This is a genomic window from Bradyrhizobium sp., from assembly GCF_035935975.1.
Lineage (GTDB): Bacteria > Pseudomonadota > Alphaproteobacteria > Rhizobiales > Xanthobacteraceae > Bradyrhizobium.
Map to the genome: position 1 here is coordinate 189,965 of NZ_DASYWN010000044.1, position 20,134 is coordinate 210,098.

Below are 20,134 nucleotides of genomic sequence, written 5' to 3' on the forward strand. Positions count from 1 at the left end.
ATTTGATCGAAGGTCAGCTCGTCCTCACCTGACCGACGATCCACTTGCTCCAGGCAGACCACCATGGGAATTGTCCGCTTCGCGCTCCGGCTTCCGCACACATTCTATGTGCTTGCGGCGCTGATCCTGTTCCTCGGCGGCATCGCGATCCGCTCGATGCCCACCGACATCTTCCCGGAGATCCGGATTCCCGTCGTTACGGTGGTCTGGAGCTATACTGGCCTGTCGACGCCGGAGATGGAGCAGCGCGTCAGCACCTACAGCCAGTATTCGATCAGCGCCAATGTCAGCGGCATCAAGAACATCGAGGCGCAGACGCTCAACGGCCTGTCGGTCCAGAAGATCTACTTCCAGCCGGACGTGAACGTCGATCTCGCGATCTCGCAGATCGTCTCGGCGACCAACGCCATCCGCGCCCTGATGCCGCCGGGCATCCAGCCGCCGATCATCGTGCAGTTCAATGCCTCGAGCGTTCCGGTGCTCCAGCTCAGCCTCGAATCCAACAGCCTGAACGAGGAGCAGCTCTACGATTTCGGCATCTACCGGGTCCGCCAGCAGCTGGCGCCCGTGCCGGGCGTGACGCTGCCGACGCCCGCTGGCGGCAAGTATCGCCAGATCATGGTCGACATCGATCCGAACAAGCTGCTCTCGCGCGGGCTGACGCCGCTCGACATCGTCAATGCGGTGAACACCCAGAACCTGACGCTGCCGACCGGCACGACCAAGATCGGCGACACCCAGTACGTCGTTCGCTCCAACGCGACGCCGGCCACGATCGAGGATCTCAACATGATCCCGGTCAAGTTCGTGAACGGGGCCACGATCTTCCTGAAGGACGTCGCCCAGGTCCGCGACGGCTCCCAGGTCCAGCAGAACATCGTGCGCGAGGACGGCCACCGCGCCGTCCTGCTCAGCGTCATCAAGAACGGAAATGCCTCCACGCTCGCCGTCGTCAACGGCGTCAAGTCGGCGCTGGCGTCGATCCGCGCGGCGGCGCCGGCGGGGATGAAGATCAACGAGCTGTTCGACCAGTCGGTCTTCGTCACCCATTCAGTCGATGGTGTGTTGCGGGAGGGAGCGATCGCGGCCGGCCTCACGGCGCTGATGATCCTGGTGTTTCTGGGCTCATGGCGATCGACGCTGGTGGTCCTGATCTCGATCCCGCTGGCGATGCTGTCCTCGCTGATCGTGCTGTATTTCCTCGGCGAGACCCTCAACACCATGACACTCGGCGGGCTTGCGCTCGCGGTCGGCATTCTCGTCGACGATTCGACGGTGACGATCGAGAACACGCACCGGCTCTGGACCGAGGAGGGCATGCCGCTCTCGGAGGCGACCCTGCACGGCGCTGCCGAGATCGCGGTGCCGACGCTGGTCTCCACGCTCGCGATCAGTTGCGTGTTCACATCGGTCGTGTTTTTGGAGGGCCCGGCCAAATATCTGTTCACGCCGCTCGGCCTTGCGGTGGTGTTCGCGATGCTGGCGTCGTACGGGCTGTCGCGGACCCTGACGCCGATCACCATCGGCCTGCTGCTGAAGAGCGAGCGCCGTCATGGCGAGGGGCAGCCTCCGACCGGAATCTTCGCGCGCGCCTCCGCCGCGTTCGAGCGCGGCTTCGCGCGCCTGCGCGATGGCTATTCCAGCCTCCTGCTCACGCTGCTGCGGCGTCGCGTCATCGTCCCGATCGTCGCCGTCGCGGTGCTGGCGCTCAGCTCTACCATGTTCGCCTATGTCGGCCGCGACTTCTATCCCCTGATCGACGGCGGCCAGATCCAGCTCCATGTCCGCGCGCCCGCAGGCACGCGCATCGAGCGTACGGAAGCAATCTTCCAGGCGGTCGAGGACAAGATCCGCGAAGTCATTCCGGAGCATGACCGGGCGCTGATCGTTGATAATATCGGCCTGCCGGCGCGACCCTACAATCTCGCATTCACTGATGGTTCGACCATCGGGGTGAACGACGGCACCATTCTCGTGTCGCTGAAGGACGGGCACAAGCCGACCGCGGATTACATCAAGAAGCTGCGGCAGGTGCTGCCGACGGCGTTCCCGGAGGACACGTTCTATTTCCAGGCGGCCGACATCGTCACGCAGATCCTGAACTTCGGTCTTCCCGCGCAGATCGACGTCCGCACCGTCGGTTACGGCACCAACAACCTGGCGGTGGCCAAGGAGCTGCAGAAGAATCTCGCGGCGATCCCCGGTGTCGTCGATGCGCATCTGCAGCAGGAGGTCGATGCTCCCGCCTTCTACGCCGACATCGACCGCACCCGCGCTGCACAACTCGGCCTCAATGCGAGCACGGTGGCGACCAACATCAATGTCAGCCTCTCATCGTCCGCGCAGGTCTCGCCGAATTTCTGGACGGATCCGACGTCGGGCATCCCCTATTACCTGGCGGTGCAGACGCCAGAATACCGGGCCAATTCGCTGAACGCCCTCGGCAACACGCCGGTGTCGGCCTCGATGGCCGCAAGCGGGCAGACGGTGCCCGGCCTGCTCAGCAATGTCGCGACGTTCAAGCGCGGCACCGTTCCGACCAATTCGAACCAGGCCAACGTCCAGCCGGTCTACGACGTCTATGCGAGCGTGCAGGGCCGCGATCTCGGCGGCGTCGCGGCCGACATTGCGAAGGTGACGACCACGCTGCAGAAGCAGCTGCAGCCGGGCAATTCGATCCAGGTTCTGGGCCAGATCCAGAGCATGCACCAGTCGTTCCGGGACCTCGGGATCGGATTGCTGTTCGCGGCGATCCTCGTCTACCTGCTGATGGTCGTGAACTACCAGAATTTCGGCGATCCCTTCGTCGTCATCCTGGCGTTGCCGGCGACATTCTGCGGCATCGTGACGATGCTGTTCATCACCGGGACGACGCTGAACGTGCCCTCACTGATGGGCGCCATCATGGCGGTCGGCGTTGCTTCCGCGAATTCGATCCTGCTCGTGACCTTCGCGCGCGACGAGCAGTTGAAGGGACACTCGGCGTTCCAGGCGGCGCTGAGCGCGGGCCGAACCAGGATCCGGCCCGTGCTGATGACCGCGGCGGCGATGATCGTGGGCATGATCCCGATGGCGATCGGCGGGCCGGGCGAGGAACAGAATGCAGCGCTTGCGCGGGCGGTCATCGGCGGGTTGCTGTTCGCGACCCCGACCACCTTGCTGATCGTGCCTTATCTCTTTGCGATGCTGCGCAAGGGCAATGACGGCAAGCCTCGCCATGGCGTATTCGAGGAGCAACCGGAATGAGCGATGTTCGCATGAGGACCGATGACGACGGGGCGAAAGACCGCCCCGGGGCGGAAAGCGCGCGGATCGTGGAGCTGCCGGGCAAGGGCACGCGATCCCGACGCCGTTACGGTGGCGCGCTGCTCGGGGGCGGCGTGCTCCTTTTGCTTGCGGGCACACTCGGCATCGGCGGCTGGCGGCACTATGAGGCCGCGCGCGACGTTGCCACAATAGCAGAGCAGGCTCGGACCAACGTTCCGGAGGTGCGGGTGGCGACGGTCCGGTCCAGCGGCGACTTCATGAAGGTCACCTTGCCGGCGACGACGACGGCATTCGAGGCGGCCAACATTTTCGCGCGCACCAGCGGCTATATCGAGAAGCGCTACGTCGACATCGGCGACCGGGTCAAGAAGGGCGACCTCCTCGCGGAAATCACCGCGCCCGAGCTGGACCAGCAGATCGCGCAGGCGCAGGCGACGCTCGCGCAGAACCAGGCCGCACTTGTGCAGGCGCAGGCGAGCCGGGAGCTCGCCGACGTCACCAATTCGCGCGACAGAAATCTCGTCAAGCAGGGCTGGCTGACGGCGCAACAGGGCGACAATGATCGTCTCACCCTGCGCGCGCAGCAGGGCGCAGTGGGCGTCGCGCAGTCGAATATCACGGCGCAGCAGGCGCAGATTCGCGTCCTCGAGCAGGAGAAGGCCTACCAACGCGTGGTGGCGCCGTTCGACGGCGTCGTCACACAGCGCAACATCGACAATGGCAGCCTGGTGCAGGCCGGCTCGACCTTCATGTTCACGCTGATGCATGCCAACGTGATCCGGACCCAGGTCTTCGTGCCGCAGGACCAAGCATTCGGCGTAAGCCCGGGCGTCGATGCGGACATCCGCGTGCCCGAGATTCCCGGGCGGACGTTTCCAGGCAAGGTGACGCGGATCGCGACCGCGCTACAGCCGGGAAGCCGGACGCTGCTGACCGAGATCGACGTTCCCAATCCCGACGGCCTGCTCAGCCCGGGCATCTATTGCACGGTCGAACTGTCGATCCCGCGCAAGACGCCGTCGATGACGGTCCCGTCGGACGCGCTCGTGTTCGACCAGAACGGTCTCCACGTCGTGGTGGTGCGGAACAGCACGGTTCATTTCCAGCAGGTCTCGATCGCCAGGGATTTCGGCACCACGGTGGAAGTGCGCGATGGCGTGCAGCCGGGCGATCAGGTCGTGCTCAATCCGGCGGTCAATCTGGCGGAGGGCAGCAAGGTCACCGTTCGCAAGACCGAAGTGAGCTAGGAGCAGGAAAGATGATGCGGATCGCATTCGCGGCGATGACGGCTCTGCTGCTCGGCAGTTCGGCTGTCGAGGCACAGGTCGCAACGACCGGCAGCACGGCCATGGATCTGCCGACGGTGCCGGGCGCGATCGTGATCTCGCCGCTGAACAGTCCGGGGCCGTTCTCCGCGAGCACCGTGTCGGGCGCTCCGGATACGACGCTGGCGCCGGTTCCGCTCGCATCCGATCCGACGACGCCGGGCACGGTCGTCACGTGCGCGCCGCCGTCGTCATCGCCGACGCCGGTGCCGGCGACTCCGACGGTATCGCCTACGGGCGTCTCAACATCGAGCATCGCGGCACCCCTCCTGCCGGTCATCGGACAGAACAGCAGCTCGATCGGGACGATCTCAGCAACTGCGCCCGCAGGAACAGCTACGTCGGTCGCGTGCAGCTCGACGCCGGGAGGACAGGTGACGAGTGCAGCGACTCTGCCGCTTTCGATTCCGCAGGTGCCGACAAATCCCGCGCCCGGCACGATCGAGGCGGACGCCAGCGGCGCCGGCGGCACAGGCATCGATCCCGATGCGGCCGTTGTGCCCAGCCCGAACAGCTCGGCCTGCATGGAGGGCGTCTCGATGAATCTGGCCGCGCCTGCGACGGTGACGCCGGCCAACGCCTCAGGCGCGGCGCCAACGCCCGGCGTGACGCCGATCCTGCCGCCGGGATGCTGAGGCGGAGCAGCAGGCTTGTCGGACAGTCAGTGGCACGTGCAGGACGCGGGCCTGTCGCCGTCGCGCCCCGACAGCGAGATGCCCGGTATTTCCGCCAGAGCGCGGGCAAAGGTGAGGGCAGGTAGATCGATCTCCTGATCGAACAGCGCGCTGAGCGGGCCGACGAGCTCAAGCGCGGTCTGCGCACGGTTCGATCCGGCCATGATCCTTGCCCACGCCGCCGCAACCTTCAGCTCGTAGAAGCGGCATTGCTGGTCCCTGGCGACGGACAGTCCCTCGGCGAACAGCAATTCGGATCGCGACGGATCGGATGGGTCATTGGCCAGCAGAACCTCACCCTTGATCCGCAACAGGTCCGCAAGGCACCATAATTGCCGGCCTTGCCGCGACATGGACAAGGCCTCTTCCACCGCAGCCAAGGCCTGCGCAGGCTCGCCGCTCGCGAGCAGGCCTTCGGCGAGCGATCCGAGAAACTCGGGATTGCGCATCAGCCATCCATTCTCGGTGCGCGCCTTCAAGCCGCTGCGCAGCAGCGCTATTCCGTCGTGATGCTCGCCCTGCAGAACCAGCAATTGCCCTTTCAGGCAGCATGTCCAGCTGGTCCAGAAGGCTATCCCCTCGCGGGTGACGAGCTCGAGAAGACAGGATATCGCCTGATCGGCTGCGGCAAGATCATGCGTCATCAGCGCGATCGGGCAGACGGCATTCCGCAATGCGTAGGCGATTGCCAGCTTGTCCTTCTCGCGCTGGGCCTCCTGGAGGCATTCGGCGGCCAGCGATCTGCTCTGGGCGATCTTGCCCTGCAGCAGCAGGACGCGGGCGAGCATGGCCTTCGCCAGGACGCTCTGGTTCAGCAGGAACCACATCTGGTTCGCCCCGCTGTCCAATCCGTGGGCCGCATGATCCAGCGACAGGGTCAGCTCACGCCGTGCATCCTCCTGCGCGCCGAAAAAATGGGTGGCGGCGCCGATCAGGCGACGGCCCACCGTTTCGTTCGCGGCGCTTCCGGTGCGCAACGCGATCGCGAGGTAGCGTTCGCCGACCTGCTTGGCCGCGGCATATTGGCCCGAATTGAGATTGTAGCTCCACAACGTCCAGACCGCCTTGAGCTGAAGCTCGAGGTCGGACAACTCTTCGGCGAGGGCGAGACCGATGCTCAGCGCCGCCTTCATGCGATCCGCCGATCCCGTCGTGTTCAGAAGCGCGAAGCCAAGGGCGACATAGAGCTGCGCCTTGAGCTTTGGAACGCAGGTGAACTCGGGACTGAAACGCGCAAGCGCGCGCTCGATCCGCGTCGAGCATTCCACGAAGGACAGCAACTGCATCCACACCGGAACGAAGCCGGCCGTCAGTTCGATGCCGAGCGCGGTATCGCCATCGGGCGAGAACGCCCAATCGAGCGCGGCATGCACGTTTCCGATCTCCTGGGCGAAGCGGGAGATGTCGTCGGGCGCGGGAGAGCTATCGCCGAGCGGCGCGATGATGTCCTTGAGAAAGCCGGCGTGTCGTCTCGCAGCCTGCGCGACGAGGCCTGCTTCCGCCAGCTTCTCCAGCGCATAGGCTCGGGTGCTCTCCAGCAGGCGCCATCGCCCCTCGAAGGAGGGGTCGAGCGAAACGAGCGATTTCCCGACAAGATTGAACAGGGTCTCGATGACGTCGGACCGCGACAAGCTGCCGTCCATCATCGCGATGGCCGCATCGAGCGTGAAACCGGCCGGAAACACCGCGAGCCGGCACAGCAGGTCCTGCTCTGCCGGCGACAGGAGATCGTAGCTCCAGTCCAGCGTCGCCCGCAGGGTCTGGTGTCGCGGCAACTGGTCTCGCCTGCCGCCGCTCAGCAGCTCGAAGCGCGTGTCGAGGCGCAGCAGGACGGTGTCCACGCCGAGCTTGGCGGCCCGGGCTGCGGCAAATTCCAATGCGAGCGGAATGCCGTCGAGGCGGCGGCAGATGGCGGCTATCTTCTCAAGCTCCGCGGCGCCGGCAACGAAATTCGCGCGCAACGCCTGCGTTCGCGTGACGAACAGCTCCACGGCGCTTTCCCGGAGCAGCAGATCTGGGTCGTGCATGTCGGGACCGGGGACCGACAGCGTCGGAATGGCCGCGACGTATTCACCGTCAATGCGGAGCCCTTCGCGGCTGGTCGCAAGCACCGTGACGTTCGGACAATAGCGCAGTACGGCACTCGCGATCTGCGCGGCCGCGTCGATCACATGCTCGCAATTGTCGAGGACGAGCAGCAGGCGGCGTTTCCCGATGGCCTGCGCAATACTTGCGGCCGACACGTCCTTGTCGTTCGAGGCGAGCCCGAGGGCCCGGGCGCATGCCGATGCTGCCAGTGCTGCATCCTGCAGGGTCGCGAGCTCGACCAGCGCCACGGAATCGCCGAACGAGGCGGCGGCGCTGCGCGCGAGCTCGATCGCCAGCTTGGTCTTTCCGATACCGCCGGGGCCGACAAGGGTCACGGCCCGATACGCGGACAGAACATCGGCCAACTGGCTGAGACAATCCTCGCGACCGATCAGAGGCGCGCGGACGCTCGGCAGATTGCTGGAGAAGGCCGCGTCAGTCGGCACCGTGACAGGCGCCGTTGCAGGATGATCCAACGACCCGCTGCGCCAGGCTCCGGCGAGCGTGTAGCCGCGCCCCGACACCGTCTTGAGGAGGTTGCGATCCTCGCCGAGCGCCTTCCGGACCGCCGAGATATGAACCTGAAGCGTGTTGTCCTCGACGGTAAGGCCCGGCCAGATGCTTCCAATCAAATCGTCCTTGGTCACCAGGAGACCCGCGGAGCCGACCAGCTTCTCGAGAATCTCGAATGCACGACTTCCGATCGGCACCGTGGTGTCGTCGTATCGCAGCTCTCTGCGCTGGCAATCGATCAGCCAACGTCCCAAGGAGTAGGTGCGATCGATCGGCGGCGGCATAGGGGTCCGTGCATCAACATGAGTGCCGTGATCCCGGGAGATCACGAGCCCGCCCTTGAGATCACCAACCCTCGAAAGAGTTGAAAGCGTGAATGCGCTTCGGTGTCGTAGAGGGGCGTTCGTGTGTCAAGGGGGCCCGCCGCTAGCCGGCAGCCCGCTCGCTGCGAATGCTGGCATTCGCTGCGTTGATGTTCGATACACGAATTCGTGACGGCGGTCGCGGATGTGTCACAATGGGAGACACGATCGAATGGAGTGTCGCATCGTGGGTGCTTCGGAGCGCAACTGCTTCCGACAGGCGTGCACCCGCCGCAAGAACGGCGGCCCGATCGAGAGCCGCCGTCCTTCTGTTCACCGGACTTGCTCCAGTCCGCGAGATCAATAGCCGGACGCGGGCTCGCAGGGCGGCTTGCGCCAGGGGGCCGTTGCGTACGCGCCGACGTCGGGCGCACGGGCGCAGCTGCGCTTGGAGCTGACCGGGATGCGCTGAGCCGACGCGTAGGCATCGACGTTGTTGCGCTTCGCGCTGCCTTCGCGAGCCATCGCGGGGGAGGCAATCATGGCTGCGACCACGAAACCGGCCGACAAGAGCTTCAGTGTAGTCATCGAACGTCTCCTTGAGAAAGCGATGCCGGGAACGCCTCGGCCCGCTCACGAGACATGCGCACCCGTGCATTGGATCCGCAGTGTCGATCGAACGATCATTTTCGTCTTTGCACGAAGCCGTTGCGGTGTGTTGATTCTGGCATCGGCGAGGCGCTTCGCGTGCTAATCAGGCGCAGGCAACGCGCGGTCCGCGCGCCCATCCAGCAGCGGGCCGAACCATTCCCACTTCTCGCCGGTGAAGCGCATCATCTGAAGTTGCTCGATCGGATGAAAGTCGGTCGGCGATGTCTTGATCCGGACGCCGGGGATGTAGCCGTCGATTTCGAGGTCGAGATTCGTGGCCACGCGCATGAGCTTCTCGCGCGTCAGATCGTCGCCGCAGCGCCTGATCACCTCCACCAGGGCGCGCGACATGTTGAAGGCCAGCAGCGGTCCGCTCTCCGATCGGTCCGCGTCCGGGTAATATTTCGCCATGAACGCACGAAAGTGCTGCATGCCCGGATGGCTGTCCCATTGCGGGTCGGTCACGTCCATCTGGTAGCCGGCGCTGAAAATCCCCGTCGCATTGTCCAGTCCGGCCGGCTTCAGCACGGCGCCCACCGAGACCGAGATGTTCGTCATGATGTGGACGGGGTGCCAGTCAAGCTCGGCGAGCTTCCTGATCGCCTGGGCGGCGAATTTTGGCGTGGCGATGTTGATGAAGATGTCGGGCGCCGCGGTCTTGATCGTGACAATCTGCGACTCGATCGTCGGCTCGCTGACGTCATATGGCAGGCTGGCGATCACCATTTGCGCGTACTTGTCCTGCAGGACGTCCTTCAGCCCCTGCAGATAGTCGCGCCCGAGATCGTCGTTCTGGTGGAGGATGCCGATCCGGGCACCCGGATGATGCTTCAGAATATAGTCAGCATAGATGCGAGCCTCGGTGCGGTAGCTCGGCTGCCAGCCGATGGTCCATGGAAAGTGCTCGGGATCGGCCCAGCGCGAGGCTCCGCTGACGACGAACAATTGCGGCACGTGCCGGTGGTTCATGTAACTCTGGATCGCGGCGTTGCTGGCCGTGCCGAACGGCGCGAAGATCGCCAGCGCCTCGTCGTTCTCGACCAGCCGTCGTGCCTGCTCGATCGCCCTGGGCGGGCTGTAGGCATCGTCATACGAGATGAAGTTGATCTTCCGGCCGTTGATTCCGCCGTCGTCGTTGATCATGCGGAAATATGCGCTCATGGTCCTGCCGATGATGCCGAAGGCCGACGCCGGGCCGCTATAGGGCATGATGTTGCCGATCCGGATCTCGGTGTCGCTTGCTCCGGGATCGTACCGCGGCTCCGCGGACGCATCGACGCTGCCGACCGCAAGCATGACCCAGGACATGACGAGCTTTGCCAGGCGCCGCGCGGCGCCGGAAATCGAGTGACCATTTCCGTCCGTGATCAAGCGATGCCTCCATGACGTTGCTGACTTTCCCACATGCCGACTATAGCGCGGTCAGTGCCGCAAGCCCGGCTACGGATGCTGAAGAACTGTTAAGTTTTGCAGTGTCGAGCGATCGCGCTCGGGGGATCGACTTTGCCGCGAAGTCCCCAGGGTGCGCCGCATGGCGCGGTCGCGCTCCCGGATCATGGACTACATCATCTGCGGCAGGCCGCGTGATACTCACTTGCGATACCATTGACGCCAGTGCTGATCATGAAAATGCCCGGCGGGGAATACGGGCGCGGCGCCACCGGGCCGCTCGAGGCCCATTCGCCCGGCGGGCGTCAGCGTGCCGCCATTCAGCACGTCACGATCGGGGTACATCGATGCGAAGGCGGCCGGCTCCTGATCGGCGAAGGACCAGGCTGCGGATGCGGATGATATCGTTGCCGTTGAGAGCAGCGCCGCAGCGATCAGAATCTTGAATGCACTCATAGCGATTCTCCATAGTTTGTCGTGTGCGGAGAGGCGCTAGGCGACGATCGCTGCTCGGCTGATGGCGTTTCCGAAAAATTGTTCTTGATGATGATCATGTAGGTCGCCGCTGCGGAAATCCCCGGCGAACAGGCATCACTCCTGCGAGAAGAGTCTGTCATCCTTGTCAGAATCCTCGCGCGATTGTGCATGGTCAAACGCGCGCTGTGCCGGTTTCTGAAAGCAGATCGTTTGAGCACATATGGAGTGTGAGCCATGAGATTGTTTGCTGTGATTTGCGTCGGCGGCTGCGTTGCGCTGTCGGGGACTGCGTCAGCCCGCGGCGGCATGGGATCGCATATGTCGATGGGAAGCGGCGGGACGTTCGGCACGAGCGCCGCCGCGCCCGGAACGAACTCGCTGGGCACCGCGCTTCCGTCGTCGGACAGTGGTGGTCACGCGATGAAGGGGCCGTTGCTCGGCACGGACCAGACCATCGACAAGGACGACGCCCGGCTCGAGAAGATGCTGGAAGGATCGATCTGCCGCGGCTGCTGAACAGCGCGCATTGACGGGACGGAGACCGGCGGCGGCGCCGCCCGGCGACCTCTGTCTTTCGAAAGGGTTGGTGGTAAGCTGAGCATAAAATGATGACACCGCTTGGGGCAGTCCCAATGATGGCTGAGCCAGGCCAGCGTCCCGTCTACATTTGCGCGGAATGGGAGATCGATCTTGCCAGACGCGAATTGCGCGCGAGCGGAGAGCTCGTTCCGCTCGGCGGACGAGCCTTTGAGATTCTTGCGGAATTGGTTCAGGCGCAGGGTCAGCTCGTCACCAAGAACGACCTGACGGAGCGGGTTTGGCGGGGCGTCTTTGTCGAGGAGAGCGCACTTCGCGTCCATATTGCGGCGATCCGGAAGGCGCTTGGTCCTGACCGCGACATGCTGTCGACCACCGTTGGCCGAGGCTATCGCTTGCTCGGCGCGTGGCGGCTCCGGCATATGGATGCGCCGCTACAATCTGCCGCAGCCGGGCTGCTGCCGTCGATCAACATTCCCAGCGCCTCATTCGATCTGATCGGCCGGACCACCGCGATCGCGCATTTGTGGCGGCTGCTGTCGGCCTATCGCGTGATCAGCCTGGTTGGGCCCGGCGGCATCGGAAAGACGGCGCTGGCGCTCGAAGTCGCCCGAACGCCACCGGCCGGTTTCGTAGGCGATCGACTGCTCGTCGAGCTGGCCTCGCTGTCCGATCCCAGACTGGTCTGCTCGGTCATCGCCGGCGTGCTTGGCACAAAGCTCGAAGGTGAGGAGATTTCACCGGATGCGATCGCCCGTGCGATCGGTCCGCGGCCATTGCTGCTCATTCTCGACAATTGCGAACATGTCATTGACTCCGTGGCCCAAGTGGCGGAGCTGATTGTCAGCCGCTGTTCCGGAACGATCATCGTCGCGACGAGCAGGGAGGCGCTGCGCATCGAGGGGGAGCATGTGTACCGCGTGCCTCCCTTGGGCGTGCCGCCCGAAGCATGGCACGAGCCCGCCGGCGCATCCGCGTACAGCGCGGTGGAATTGTTCACGCGCCGGGCGAGGGCGCTGGGGTCGAGCTATGCGTCCGACGAGGAGAACATTGTCGCCATCGCGGCGATTTGTCGCCGGCTCGACGGCATTCCGCTTGCGATCGAGTTCGCGGCGGCGCGCGCCGTCATGCTCAGTCCGCCGAAGATCGCGGCACTGCTCGACGACCGGTTCAAATTCCTGACGACCGGCCGGCGCACCGCCTTGCCGAGACAGCAGACGCTTCGCGCAACGCTCGACTGGAGCTACGACCTGCTGCCGGACGACGAGGCGTGGTTGCTCAGGCAGCTCGGCATATTCGCCGGCGAATTCCAGCTCGATGCCGTGATCGCGGTTGCCGGCGACGGCGATGTGACCGGCCAGCTCGCGAGGCTGGTGGCAAAATCGCTCGTTCTCGCGGACATCCGCGGCGACAGCCCGCACTATCGTCTGCTGGACACGACGCGGGCCTACGCATTGGAAAAGCTGCATGCCGGAGGAGAATTTCCCGATGCCGCCCGCCGGCAGGCGAAGTACTACGCCGGGTTCTTTGCCAGCGCCGAAGCCGACAGCGAGGTGAGGCCGCAGGTGGAGTGGCTCGCCATCTATGGCCGCCACATCGACAACACGCGAACGAGCCTCGACTGGGCCTTCTCGTCCGGCGGAGACGCGCAAGTCGGCGCGGCTTTGACGGCGGCTTCGGTCCCGCTATGGGTGCAATTGTCGCTCCTCACCGAATGCCGCGAGCGGACCGAGCTCGCGTTGGCGCGCCTCGATCCGGCGTCCACGAACGCGCCGCGACTTCGCATGCAGCTGTCGGCCGCACGCGGCTGGTCGCTGATGTACGGTGTCGGCAGGGCCCGCGAGGCAGGTCCCGCCTGGATCGAGACCCTGCAGCTTGCCGAGCAGCTCGGCGACAGGGATTACCTGCTGCGCGCGCTTTGGGGGCTCTGCATCGACCAGTTCAACAACGGCGAATTCCGCAAGGCGCTCGAATTTGCGCATCGTTTCGCGGAGGTGGTGGCCGGTTCCGGCAATCCCGTCGACCGGATGATGGCCGACCGGCTGCTTGCAACGACGCTGCACTATATCGGCGACCAGCGGCGCGCGCATCATCACATCGGGCGAACCTTGTCTCGTCTCTCCGATCTGGCGGCGAAGCCGCAAGTCATCCGTTTCCGGTTCGACCTGCGGGCCTCGGCGCGCTACTTCCAGGCGCGGATCCTGTGGTTGCTCGGCCTCGCGGATCAGGCCCTCGGCGTCGTCGACCTCAACGTCGAGGAAGGCCGCAGCAGCGGTCACGCACTCACATTCTGCAGCGTCCTCGGCCAGGGTGCCTGTCCGGTTGCATTCCTGGCCGGCGATCTCGACGCGGCCGAGCGCTATTGCGCGATGCTGCTCGAGCACACCGAGCGCCACCCGATCCGCCTGTGGAATCTATGGGCGCGCGCTTTCAGGGGATTGCTCGTCGCGCGCCGTGGCGACCTTGCGACCGGATTGCCGTTGCTGCGCAAGGCGTTCGATCTTGCCGGCGAGGCGCGCTTCCTGCCGCGTTTCCTGCTTCCCCTTGGCGAGCTCGCGGCATGTCTCGGCGCGGCCGGCGAGGTCGCGCAAGGGCTTGCGACCGTCGACGAGGCGCTCGCACGCTGCGAGGCGAGGGATGAGGGGTGGTATGTCGCCGAGCTCTGGCGCATCAAGGGCGAATTGCTGCTGCTTCCCGGCGCGCGTCGCGCGCCGATCGATGCCGCCCAGGCCTTCGACAGGGCATTCGAGGTGGCACGAAGCCAGGGCGCATTGTTCTGGGAGCTGAGGACCGCGATCAGCGTGGCGCGATTGAGGATGAGCGAAGGACATGCGTCCGGGGCGCACGATATCCTCGCGTCCGCCTACGGCAAGTTCACCGAAGGTTTTGAGACAGCGGACCTCCGCGAGGCGCGCGCAATGATAGTGAAGCTTGGATCGTAGGCGGTCATTTGGCGGCAAACGAGCGCGCACGTGGGGGGCTCAGCTCGTCAAGCAAGTCCCCGGCCGTCCTGAGACTGCGCGTCTGGAATCCCTCGGTAAATCGCCGATAAACGGACGCCAACATGTCGTGCGCCTCCTGGCGGCGACCGCAGCCCTGCCACAACCGCGCAAGCCCGAGCGCCGCGCGAAGCTCATAACCCAGAGCCCCCTGCCGGCCGGCGAGGTCGAGCGCCTGCACGAAGCTCAGCTCCGCCTGCGAAAGATCCGGATCGTTCAGCTGCATCAGCACTTCCGCTCTCGCCCGCAACATGTCGGGCATGTCCATCATGAAGTTGCGGTGCCGGGCCTGGGCAATCGCCAGATCGATCGTGTCCAGCGCCTGGTCGCTGTGACCCGCCGCGGCCAGGGCCTCGGCGAGGGGCATGCGAAGCCCTGCCACCGCACCGAAGCTCCGGCTCTGCAGCTTCTCGATCGCGCCTCTCAGCATGGCGAGCCCGGCGCCGGTCTCGCCCCTCGCCACCAGCGTGATCCCCTTCATGGCCTCGCCGACCAATTGGAGGATCGAGAGGTTGTGCCGTCGCGCTTCTGCGATGAACCTGTCGATATGGTCTTCGCAATCCACCGTGTCGCCATTCCAGAAGAAGACGCCGAAGGCCCATGGCAGCGCGCGGCAGAACATGATCGGATGGTTCGCCGCGATGACGTCCGAGATGGCCCGGCGCACCATCTGCGCCGCCCGATCGGGATAGCCCTGCAGCCAGAGCACGCGGGCAAGGCTGATCTGCGCGCGCCTGGGATATTCGAGGGTGAGGCGGCCCTGGACCTCTCGCTCCAGGCCCGGCTGGAGCAGCGCCGCTTCGATGTAGGAGCGAGAGGCGGTAAACTTGCCAAGATACTGGCAGGAGATGCCGAGCAACAGTTGCATCCGCGCCACCGCAAGGGAATCGTTGCTGGCGAGCGCAATGGCTTCGCCGCGTTGGGCGATGTCCAATGCGTCATCGTACTTGCCGGCGAACACTTGCAGCAGGTGCAACTGGTCGATCAGACGGATCTGCCCGGCGATGTCGCCGATCTTCTCCGTCAGCGCGAGCGCCCGGTTGAGATGATTGGCCGCCAGCTCATCGAGCTGTCCCGTGAGCACGCGGGCGGCGCCCAGCGCCGTATGAAGCGTGAGTGCGTGCTTGATGCTTCCATCTGTCTCGTCGAGGGCATCGATGGCGCGGGTGACCCAGAGTTCGCACTCTGCCAGCAGCGACAGCTTGAAGAACAGCGGGATCGATGCTGCAGCGAGCGCCACGCCGAGATTGCGGTCGCCTTGATCCGAGAGGCTCCAGGTCAGCGCGGCCCGGATGTTGCCGAATTCATCGGCCGCCGCTGAAAGGTCCCGGTCCGATTTGTCGCTGGTTCTCTCGAGGAGACCGAGAAAGTAGCAGGCGTGGCGTCTCGAGATCGCGCCGGCATTGCCGCTTGCGGCAAGTTTCTCCTGCGCGTAGGACCGCGTCGAGTCCGCAAGGCGGTAGCGGGTCGGCTGCGCGCCGGTGTTCAATGCCAGCATCGACTTGGCGACGAGGCTGTCGATGATCTCCAGGATCGCGTCGTCGTCTTCCGTGTCCGCGGCAGTCGCCCGCGCGGCGTCCAGGGGCATGCTGCCGACGAACACCGACAGCCGGCCGAGAACGATGCGTTCCGGCTCGGACAGGAGATTGTAGCTCCATTCGATGGTGGCGCGCAGCGTCCGGTGCCGGGGCAGCGCGGTGCGGCGTCCCTCCCACAGCAGGTTGAGGTGCTGGTCGAGGAGCTGGAGCATCGCTCTCGCGCCATATGCGCCGACATGGCCGGCGGTGAGCTCGATGGCAAGCGGAATGCCGTCGAGCCGCCGGCAGAGGTTGCCGACATCAGAGGCGTTCGCATCCGTCAGCGCGAATTCGCCTCCCGCAGTCGCACGTTCCACGAAGAGCCTCACGGAAGGGTAGGCGAGAGCGTTCGCGGCCGTGAGGACGACTTCCTCCGGCGGGCTCGGCAGCGGCGGGAGACGGTATGTGAACTCGCCTTCGACGCGCAGCAACTCCCGGCTCGTGGCGAGGATACGCAGCTCCGGCGCGGCCTGGTAGAGCCGTTCGGCGAGTGCCGCGGCGGCTTCGATGACATGCTCGCAGCAGTCCAGAATGAGCAGCATGCGCCTGTCACGCAGGAATGTCGCAAGGCTGTCGGTAGGATCATTCGATCGCGTCTGCAGCCCGAGTGAAGATGCGACGATCGACGGCACCAGAGCGTCGTCGTCCGTCTCGCCGAGACCGACAAAGTGGACGTGACCGGCGAACTCCGCGAGCAGTGCGTGGCCCGCGGACACGACGATCGTGGTCTTGCCGATGCCGCCCGGGCCGACGATGGTGACAAAGCGCCGGGCGCTCAGCTTCTCCGAGATGTCCCGGACGGCCTGCTCGCGTCCGACCATCTGCCGGGGATGCGCCGGCAGATTGTGGACGTAAGCGGGACTTGCCGGTGCAGGCGGCCGCTGATCCGGTCGCGAGACGGCCGCGACGAAGCAATAGCCTTGCCCGGAGACCGTGCTCAGATATCTGTTGCCGCCGTTGCCATCGCCGAGAGCCTTGCGGAGCGCGGCGACGTGGACGCGAAGGCTATTTTCCTCGACATCGGCGCCCGGCCACGTCTTCGCGATCAGATCCGACTTGCTGACGACGTTGCCGGCCTGACGGACCAGTGCGAGCAGGATGTCGAATGCACGGCCGGACAATTGGAGCGGGCTGCCGTCTCGTTCAATCCGCCGCAGCGAGGAGTCGAGTCGAAACGGCCCGAAGAAGAAGATCTCTCGGGCGGACTCGTGTTGGTCGGAGCGACCGGCGGCAGCCGTCATGTCGTTGCTTTGCCCGCGGGGCCATTTGGGGATCAACCCGGCGCACAACTCGTCACGTTCTATGACTTGGAAGCACACCAAGACGTGTGAACGTAGTGGCATTTCAAAGGTAACATCCTGCCGCATTTGGGTAAAGGATCGGGGCCTATCACTTTCGTCTGGGTTTCCATATTCGCGAGAGTCGCGCGGTCCTGACGCTTTGCGCGAATAGCTCATTCGTACGTGCATATGCGTGATTTGAGGGATCGGCCCTCTATCCGATCGATGTGGGCTTGAGGATGTCTTCCAGTCCGATCCGCCGGAGCAGTTCCGCGCGAACGCTGTTGGCGACGGCGTCGACGGCTGCGGCTCCGTCGTCGTCGGGACCGACATGAACGCGCAGCGGCCGCTGTCCGAATGGCATATCGACGACATCGGCGATGGCGGCCGCAACGTCCTGCGGCGTTCGGTCCTTTGTCGGAAGCTCCGCAAGCCCCGCCAGCGCGACTTCGCTCACATCGGCCGTCGGACCGTCCGCGTATTCCTCGGCTCGCGTGGTGTCCAGCGGCCTGCCGGAGCGGATGTAGTGGCCGGGCCCGAGCGCGCTTGGAACAACAATGGTCGTCTCGACACCCCAGCGCGCGAGCTCGCCGGCATAGCCGAGCGCCAGTGCATCGAGAGCAGCCTTTGACGAAGCATAGGTCCCGAGGAACGGAACCGAGCCGCCACGCGCGCAACTCGACGAGACCCATATCAGCAGGCCCTGTCCCTGCTTGCGCAGTTGCGGCAATGCGGCCCGGTTTAGCCGCTGTGCGCTCAGCACGTTGGTGTCGTAGAGCTCGGCGAGCTGGTCCGGCGTAAAGGCCTCCGCCGGTCCATAGACGACCTGCCGGGCATTGTGCACGATCACGTCGAGGCGATTGTTCTCGGCGACGATCGCATCGATGGCCGCACTCACGGAAGTTTCCGACGTGATGTCGAACGCGATGGTCCGGAGATCCGCGCCGTGTTGGCCGGCCTCCTCGACGCCGTGATCCTCGTGGCGATCCGTGTCCCGCATCGAAACGTAGACGGTGTGGCCGGCCTGCGCCAGTTTCCTGCAGGTGCTTCGTCCGATGCTGTTTGCAGCGCCTGTGATGATGATCACTTTGCTCATTCGAACCCCAATCGCATTCCAGCTTCCGCAGAGGCGCCAGCGCCGTCGCGACATGTTCATCGGTCGGTGATCGATCGCTGTCCTTGCGCGAAGAGCCTCTGACATAGTCACTGGCGCAAGTCGGGTCTTTCGAGCCAGGCGGGTGATTGTCAGTTCGCACGAAAAATTTCCAGAAAGCCCGAATGCGGTTCCGTGCGAGCTGCGCGGCTGACCGGATAAGGGCGAGCGTGCCTTCGCGAAAGATCGCCGCCATGGTCGCCGGCTATAACAGTCTGCGACGTTCGTCGGGGCGGGCCGCGTGGCCGGTCGCGGGCCTGTTCGCGCGTTGCAAGGAGAAGTGATGAATCAGTCAGGCAAGCTGCCGCGCTCGGGGCTCGGGCCGCTGGTGTTGATCGCGGCCGTCCTCGGCAGCGGCGCTGCCGCGTTCGCCTACACTGCAGGATGGCTCTCGCCCGGGCGCCTGACGCCGGATCGGATGATCGAAGCGCTGACCCCTCCGACTGGCGCGCCGCTCGGCCATCGGCGCAATCATGCCAAGGGAATCTGCTTCACCGGCGTGTTCGAGGCGAACGGAAACGGCGCGGAACTCTCGCGCGCCAAGGTGTTCGAGCGAGGTGCGTATCCGGCCCTCGGCCGCTTCAATCTCGGCACCGCCGATCCGAACGCCGTGGACGCCACCGTGCGCGTGCGCGGCCTGGGATTGCAGATCACCGCGGCGGACGGCGAAGAGTGGCGGATGGCGATGATCAATCCGCCGTTCTTTGCGGTCTCCACGCCGCAGGCGTTTCACGACCTGCTGATCGCTTCCGGCAAGAAGGATCCGGAGGCGATGAAGATTTTCATCCAGGCAAATCCGGAATTCGCGGCCTTCGCGACCTGGGCCAAGACGGCGCCCTGGACCGCCAGCTATGCGGAGGAGCCTTACCACGGGCTCAACAGCTTCATCTTCACGGATGCGAAAGGCGGCGAGCACGCGGTGCGATGGTCGTTGTTGCCGGCGGCGAATGTCGTTCCGATCTCACAAGCCGAGCTGGAAAAGCGTGGCCCGGATTATCTCGAGCAGGAGATCGTGGAGCGGGTCCGGACCGCCGGACCGCAACGCTGGACCATGGTTACGACCGTCGCCGATCCCGGTGATGCGACTGCCGATCCAAGCAAGGCCTGGCCCGAGAGCCGCCGCACGGTGCCGGTCGGAACGCTCGTCGTGCAGCGGATCGAACAGGAGCGGGATGGGCCCTGCCGCGACATCAATTTCGATCCGACCGTGTTGCCGCAGGGAATCCGGGTCTCGGACGATCCTTTCCCGGCGGCACGCTCGTCGGTCTACCGCAAGTCCTACGATCTGCGTGCGGCCGAGGCCCGCGACTATCCGCGAACCGGGGCGGCCAAACCATGAGCAACGCGCCCCGTCGTTTCGCGCTGATCCAGCGCATCCTGCACTGGCTGATGGCAGCCTGCATCGTCGCCATGCTCTTCATCGGCGTCGGCATGGTGTCCACCGTGGCGCCGGCCTATCTGCCGCTGATCCTGATTCACAAGACGCTCGGCGTCACGCTGCTGATCCTTGTTCTGATCAGGCTGGCGCTGCGGCTCCACTACGGTGCGCCGCCGCTGCCCGCCGATCTTCCGCCGACGATCAAGCTGGGCGCGAGATTGTCGCATCTTGCCCTCTACGGCTTCATGATCCTCATGCCGTTGCTTGGTCTCGGCATGCTCTGGGCCGCGGCCTATCCGGTCGTTCTCTACGGCGGGATTCGAATTCCGGCGCTGCTGCCGCAGAGCGACGGCGTGCACACGCTGCTGTGGAACGCTCATGTCTATCTCGGCTTCGCCTTCTTCGCCCTCGTGCTGCTGCATGTCGCGGCAGCGCTGTTCCATGCCCTGATCCGCCGCGACGGCGTATTCGCGACGATTTCGCTCCTGCCGCAGCGCGACCGCACGACGCCGGCCGAATGAACC

Annotated in this window: 13 protein-coding genes; 6 read left to right on the plus strand and 7 right to left on the minus strand. The window is 65.0% G+C overall.

Annotated features, from left to right (window positions below; translation table 11 throughout):
- The first annotated feature begins 63 nt into the window (after positions 1-63).
- Both VGR99_RS27150 and VGR99_RS27155 read left to right on the plus strand, forming a co-directional pair.
- Positions 64-3,246: an efflux RND transporter permease subunit gene (locus VGR99_RS27150; protein WP_326902893.1), complete on the plus strand. Its 3,183-nt coding sequence runs from the start codon at positions 64-66 to the stop codon at positions 3,244-3,246.
- Positions 3,243-4,514: an efflux RND transporter periplasmic adaptor subunit gene (locus VGR99_RS27155; protein ID WP_326902894.1), complete on the plus strand. Its 1,272-nt coding sequence runs from the start codon at positions 3,243-3,245 to the stop codon at positions 4,512-4,514. The genes VGR99_RS27150 and VGR99_RS27155 overlap by 4 nt, the downstream gene beginning before the upstream one ends.
- Here the strand turns inward: VGR99_RS27155 and VGR99_RS27160 are convergent.
- The 5 genes from VGR99_RS27160 to VGR99_RS27180 all read right to left on the minus strand — a co-directional run bounded on the left by VGR99_RS27160 (position 4,486) and on the right by VGR99_RS27180 (position 10,665).
- On the minus strand, positions 4,486-5,118 hold the full coding sequence (locus tag VGR99_RS27160) for a hypothetical protein (protein WP_326902896.1): 633 nt from the start codon (positions 5,116-5,118) through the stop codon (positions 4,486-4,488). The genes VGR99_RS27155 and VGR99_RS27160 overlap by 29 nt on opposite strands.
- A 135-nt stretch (positions 5,119-5,253) precedes the next feature.
- Positions 5,254-8,151: an ATP-binding protein gene (locus tag VGR99_RS27165; RefSeq protein WP_326902897.1), complete on the minus strand. Its 2,898-nt coding sequence runs from the start codon at positions 8,149-8,151 to the stop codon at positions 5,254-5,256.
- 378 nt (positions 8,152-8,529) lie between these two features.
- Positions 8,530-8,757, minus strand: a complete 228-nt coding sequence (locus VGR99_RS27170; RefSeq protein ID WP_326902898.1) for a hypothetical protein — start codon at positions 8,755-8,757, stop codon at positions 8,530-8,532.
- Between the two features lie 162 nt (positions 8,758-8,919).
- Entirely contained in the window at positions 8,920-10,191 is a 1,272-nt protein-coding gene (locus VGR99_RS27175) for an ABC transporter substrate-binding protein (RefSeq protein WP_326902901.1), read from the minus strand.
- Between the two features lie 219 nt (positions 10,192-10,410).
- On the minus strand, positions 10,411-10,665 hold the full coding sequence (locus VGR99_RS27180) for a hypothetical protein (RefSeq protein ID WP_326902903.1): 255 nt from the start codon (positions 10,663-10,665) through the stop codon (positions 10,411-10,413).
- A gap of 255 nt (positions 10,666-10,920) precedes the next feature.
- Here VGR99_RS27180 and VGR99_RS27185 point away from each other — a divergent pair, with 255 nt between their 5' ends.
- Entirely contained in the window at positions 10,921-11,202 is a 282-nt protein-coding gene (locus VGR99_RS27185) for a hypothetical protein (protein WP_326902904.1), read from the plus strand.
- Between the two features lie 116 nt (positions 11,203-11,318).
- The gene (locus tag VGR99_RS27190) at positions 11,319-14,165 is read left to right on the plus strand and encodes an ATP-binding protein (protein ID WP_326902906.1); all 2,847 of its coding nucleotides are present in this window, start codon (positions 11,319-11,321) and stop codon (positions 14,163-14,165) included.
- Positions 14,166-14,169: 4 nt separating this feature from the next.
- On the opposite strand, the gene VGR99_RS27195 is transcribed toward VGR99_RS27190, so the two are convergent.
- Both VGR99_RS27195 and VGR99_RS27200 read right to left on the minus strand, forming a co-directional pair.
- Positions 14,170-17,412: an ATP-binding protein gene (locus tag VGR99_RS27195; protein WP_326902908.1), complete on the minus strand. Its 3,243-nt coding sequence runs from the start codon at positions 17,410-17,412 to the stop codon at positions 14,170-14,172.
- Positions 17,294-18,175, minus strand: a complete 882-nt coding sequence (locus tag VGR99_RS27200) for an SDR family oxidoreductase (RefSeq protein ID WP_326902909.1) — start codon at positions 18,173-18,175, stop codon at positions 17,294-17,296. The genes VGR99_RS27195 and VGR99_RS27200 overlap by 119 nt, the downstream gene beginning before the upstream one ends.
- A gap of 340 nt (positions 18,176-18,515) precedes the next feature.
- On the opposite strand from VGR99_RS27200, the gene VGR99_RS27205 reads away from it, so the two are divergent.
- Both VGR99_RS27205 and VGR99_RS27210 read left to right on the plus strand, forming a co-directional pair.
- Positions 18,516-19,571, plus strand: a complete 1,056-nt coding sequence (locus tag VGR99_RS27205) for a catalase family peroxidase (protein ID WP_326902910.1) — start codon at positions 18,516-18,518, stop codon at positions 19,569-19,571.
- Positions 19,568-20,131: a cytochrome b gene (locus VGR99_RS27210; RefSeq protein ID WP_326902911.1), complete on the plus strand. Its 564-nt coding sequence runs from the start codon at positions 19,568-19,570 to the stop codon at positions 20,129-20,131. Before VGR99_RS27205 ends, VGR99_RS27210 begins: the two co-directional genes overlap by 4 nt.
- Positions 20,132-20,134 lie beyond the last annotated feature (3 nt).

Excerpts from the sequence above, each read along its gene's own strand:
- VGR99_RS27150 (WP_326902893.1), top strand. The coding sequence starts at position 64 with ATGGGAATTGTCCGCTTCGCGCTCCGGCTTCCGCACACATTCTATGTG.
- VGR99_RS27155 (WP_326902894.1), top strand. The coding sequence starts at position 3,243 with ATGAGCGATGTTCGCATGAGGACCGATGACGACGGGGCGAAAGACCGC.
- VGR99_RS27160 (WP_326902896.1), bottom strand. The coding sequence starts at position 5,118 with ATGCAGGCCGAGCTGTTCGGGCTGGGCACAACGGCCGCATCGGGATCG.
- VGR99_RS27165 (WP_326902897.1), bottom strand. The coding sequence starts at position 8,151 with ATGCCGCCGCCGATCGATCGCACCTACTCCTTGGGACGTTGGCTGATC.
- VGR99_RS27170 (WP_326902898.1), bottom strand. The coding sequence starts at position 8,757 with ATGACTACACTGAAGCTCTTGTCGGCCGGTTTCGTGGTCGCAGCCATG.
- VGR99_RS27180 (WP_326902903.1), bottom strand. The coding sequence starts at position 10,665 with ATGAGTGCATTCAAGATTCTGATCGCTGCGGCGCTGCTCTCAACGGCA.
- VGR99_RS27185 (WP_326902904.1), top strand. The coding sequence starts at position 10,921 with ATGAGATTGTTTGCTGTGATTTGCGTCGGCGGCTGCGTTGCGCTGTCG.
- VGR99_RS27190 (WP_326902906.1), top strand. The coding sequence starts at position 11,319 with ATGATGGCTGAGCCAGGCCAGCGTCCCGTCTACATTTGCGCGGAATGG.
- VGR99_RS27195 (WP_326902908.1), bottom strand. The coding sequence starts at position 17,412 with ATGTCGGTCCCGACGACGACGGAGCCGCAGCCGTCGACGCCGTCGCCA.
- VGR99_RS27200 (WP_326902909.1), bottom strand. The coding sequence starts at position 18,175 with ATGAGCAAAGTGATCATCATCACAGGCGCTGCAAACAGCATCGGACGA.
- VGR99_RS27205 (WP_326902910.1), top strand. The coding sequence starts at position 18,516 with ATGAATCAGTCAGGCAAGCTGCCGCGCTCGGGGCTCGGGCCGCTGGTG.
- VGR99_RS27210 (WP_326902911.1), top strand. The coding sequence starts at position 19,568 with ATGAGCAACGCGCCCCGTCGTTTCGCGCTGATCCAGCGCATCCTGCAC.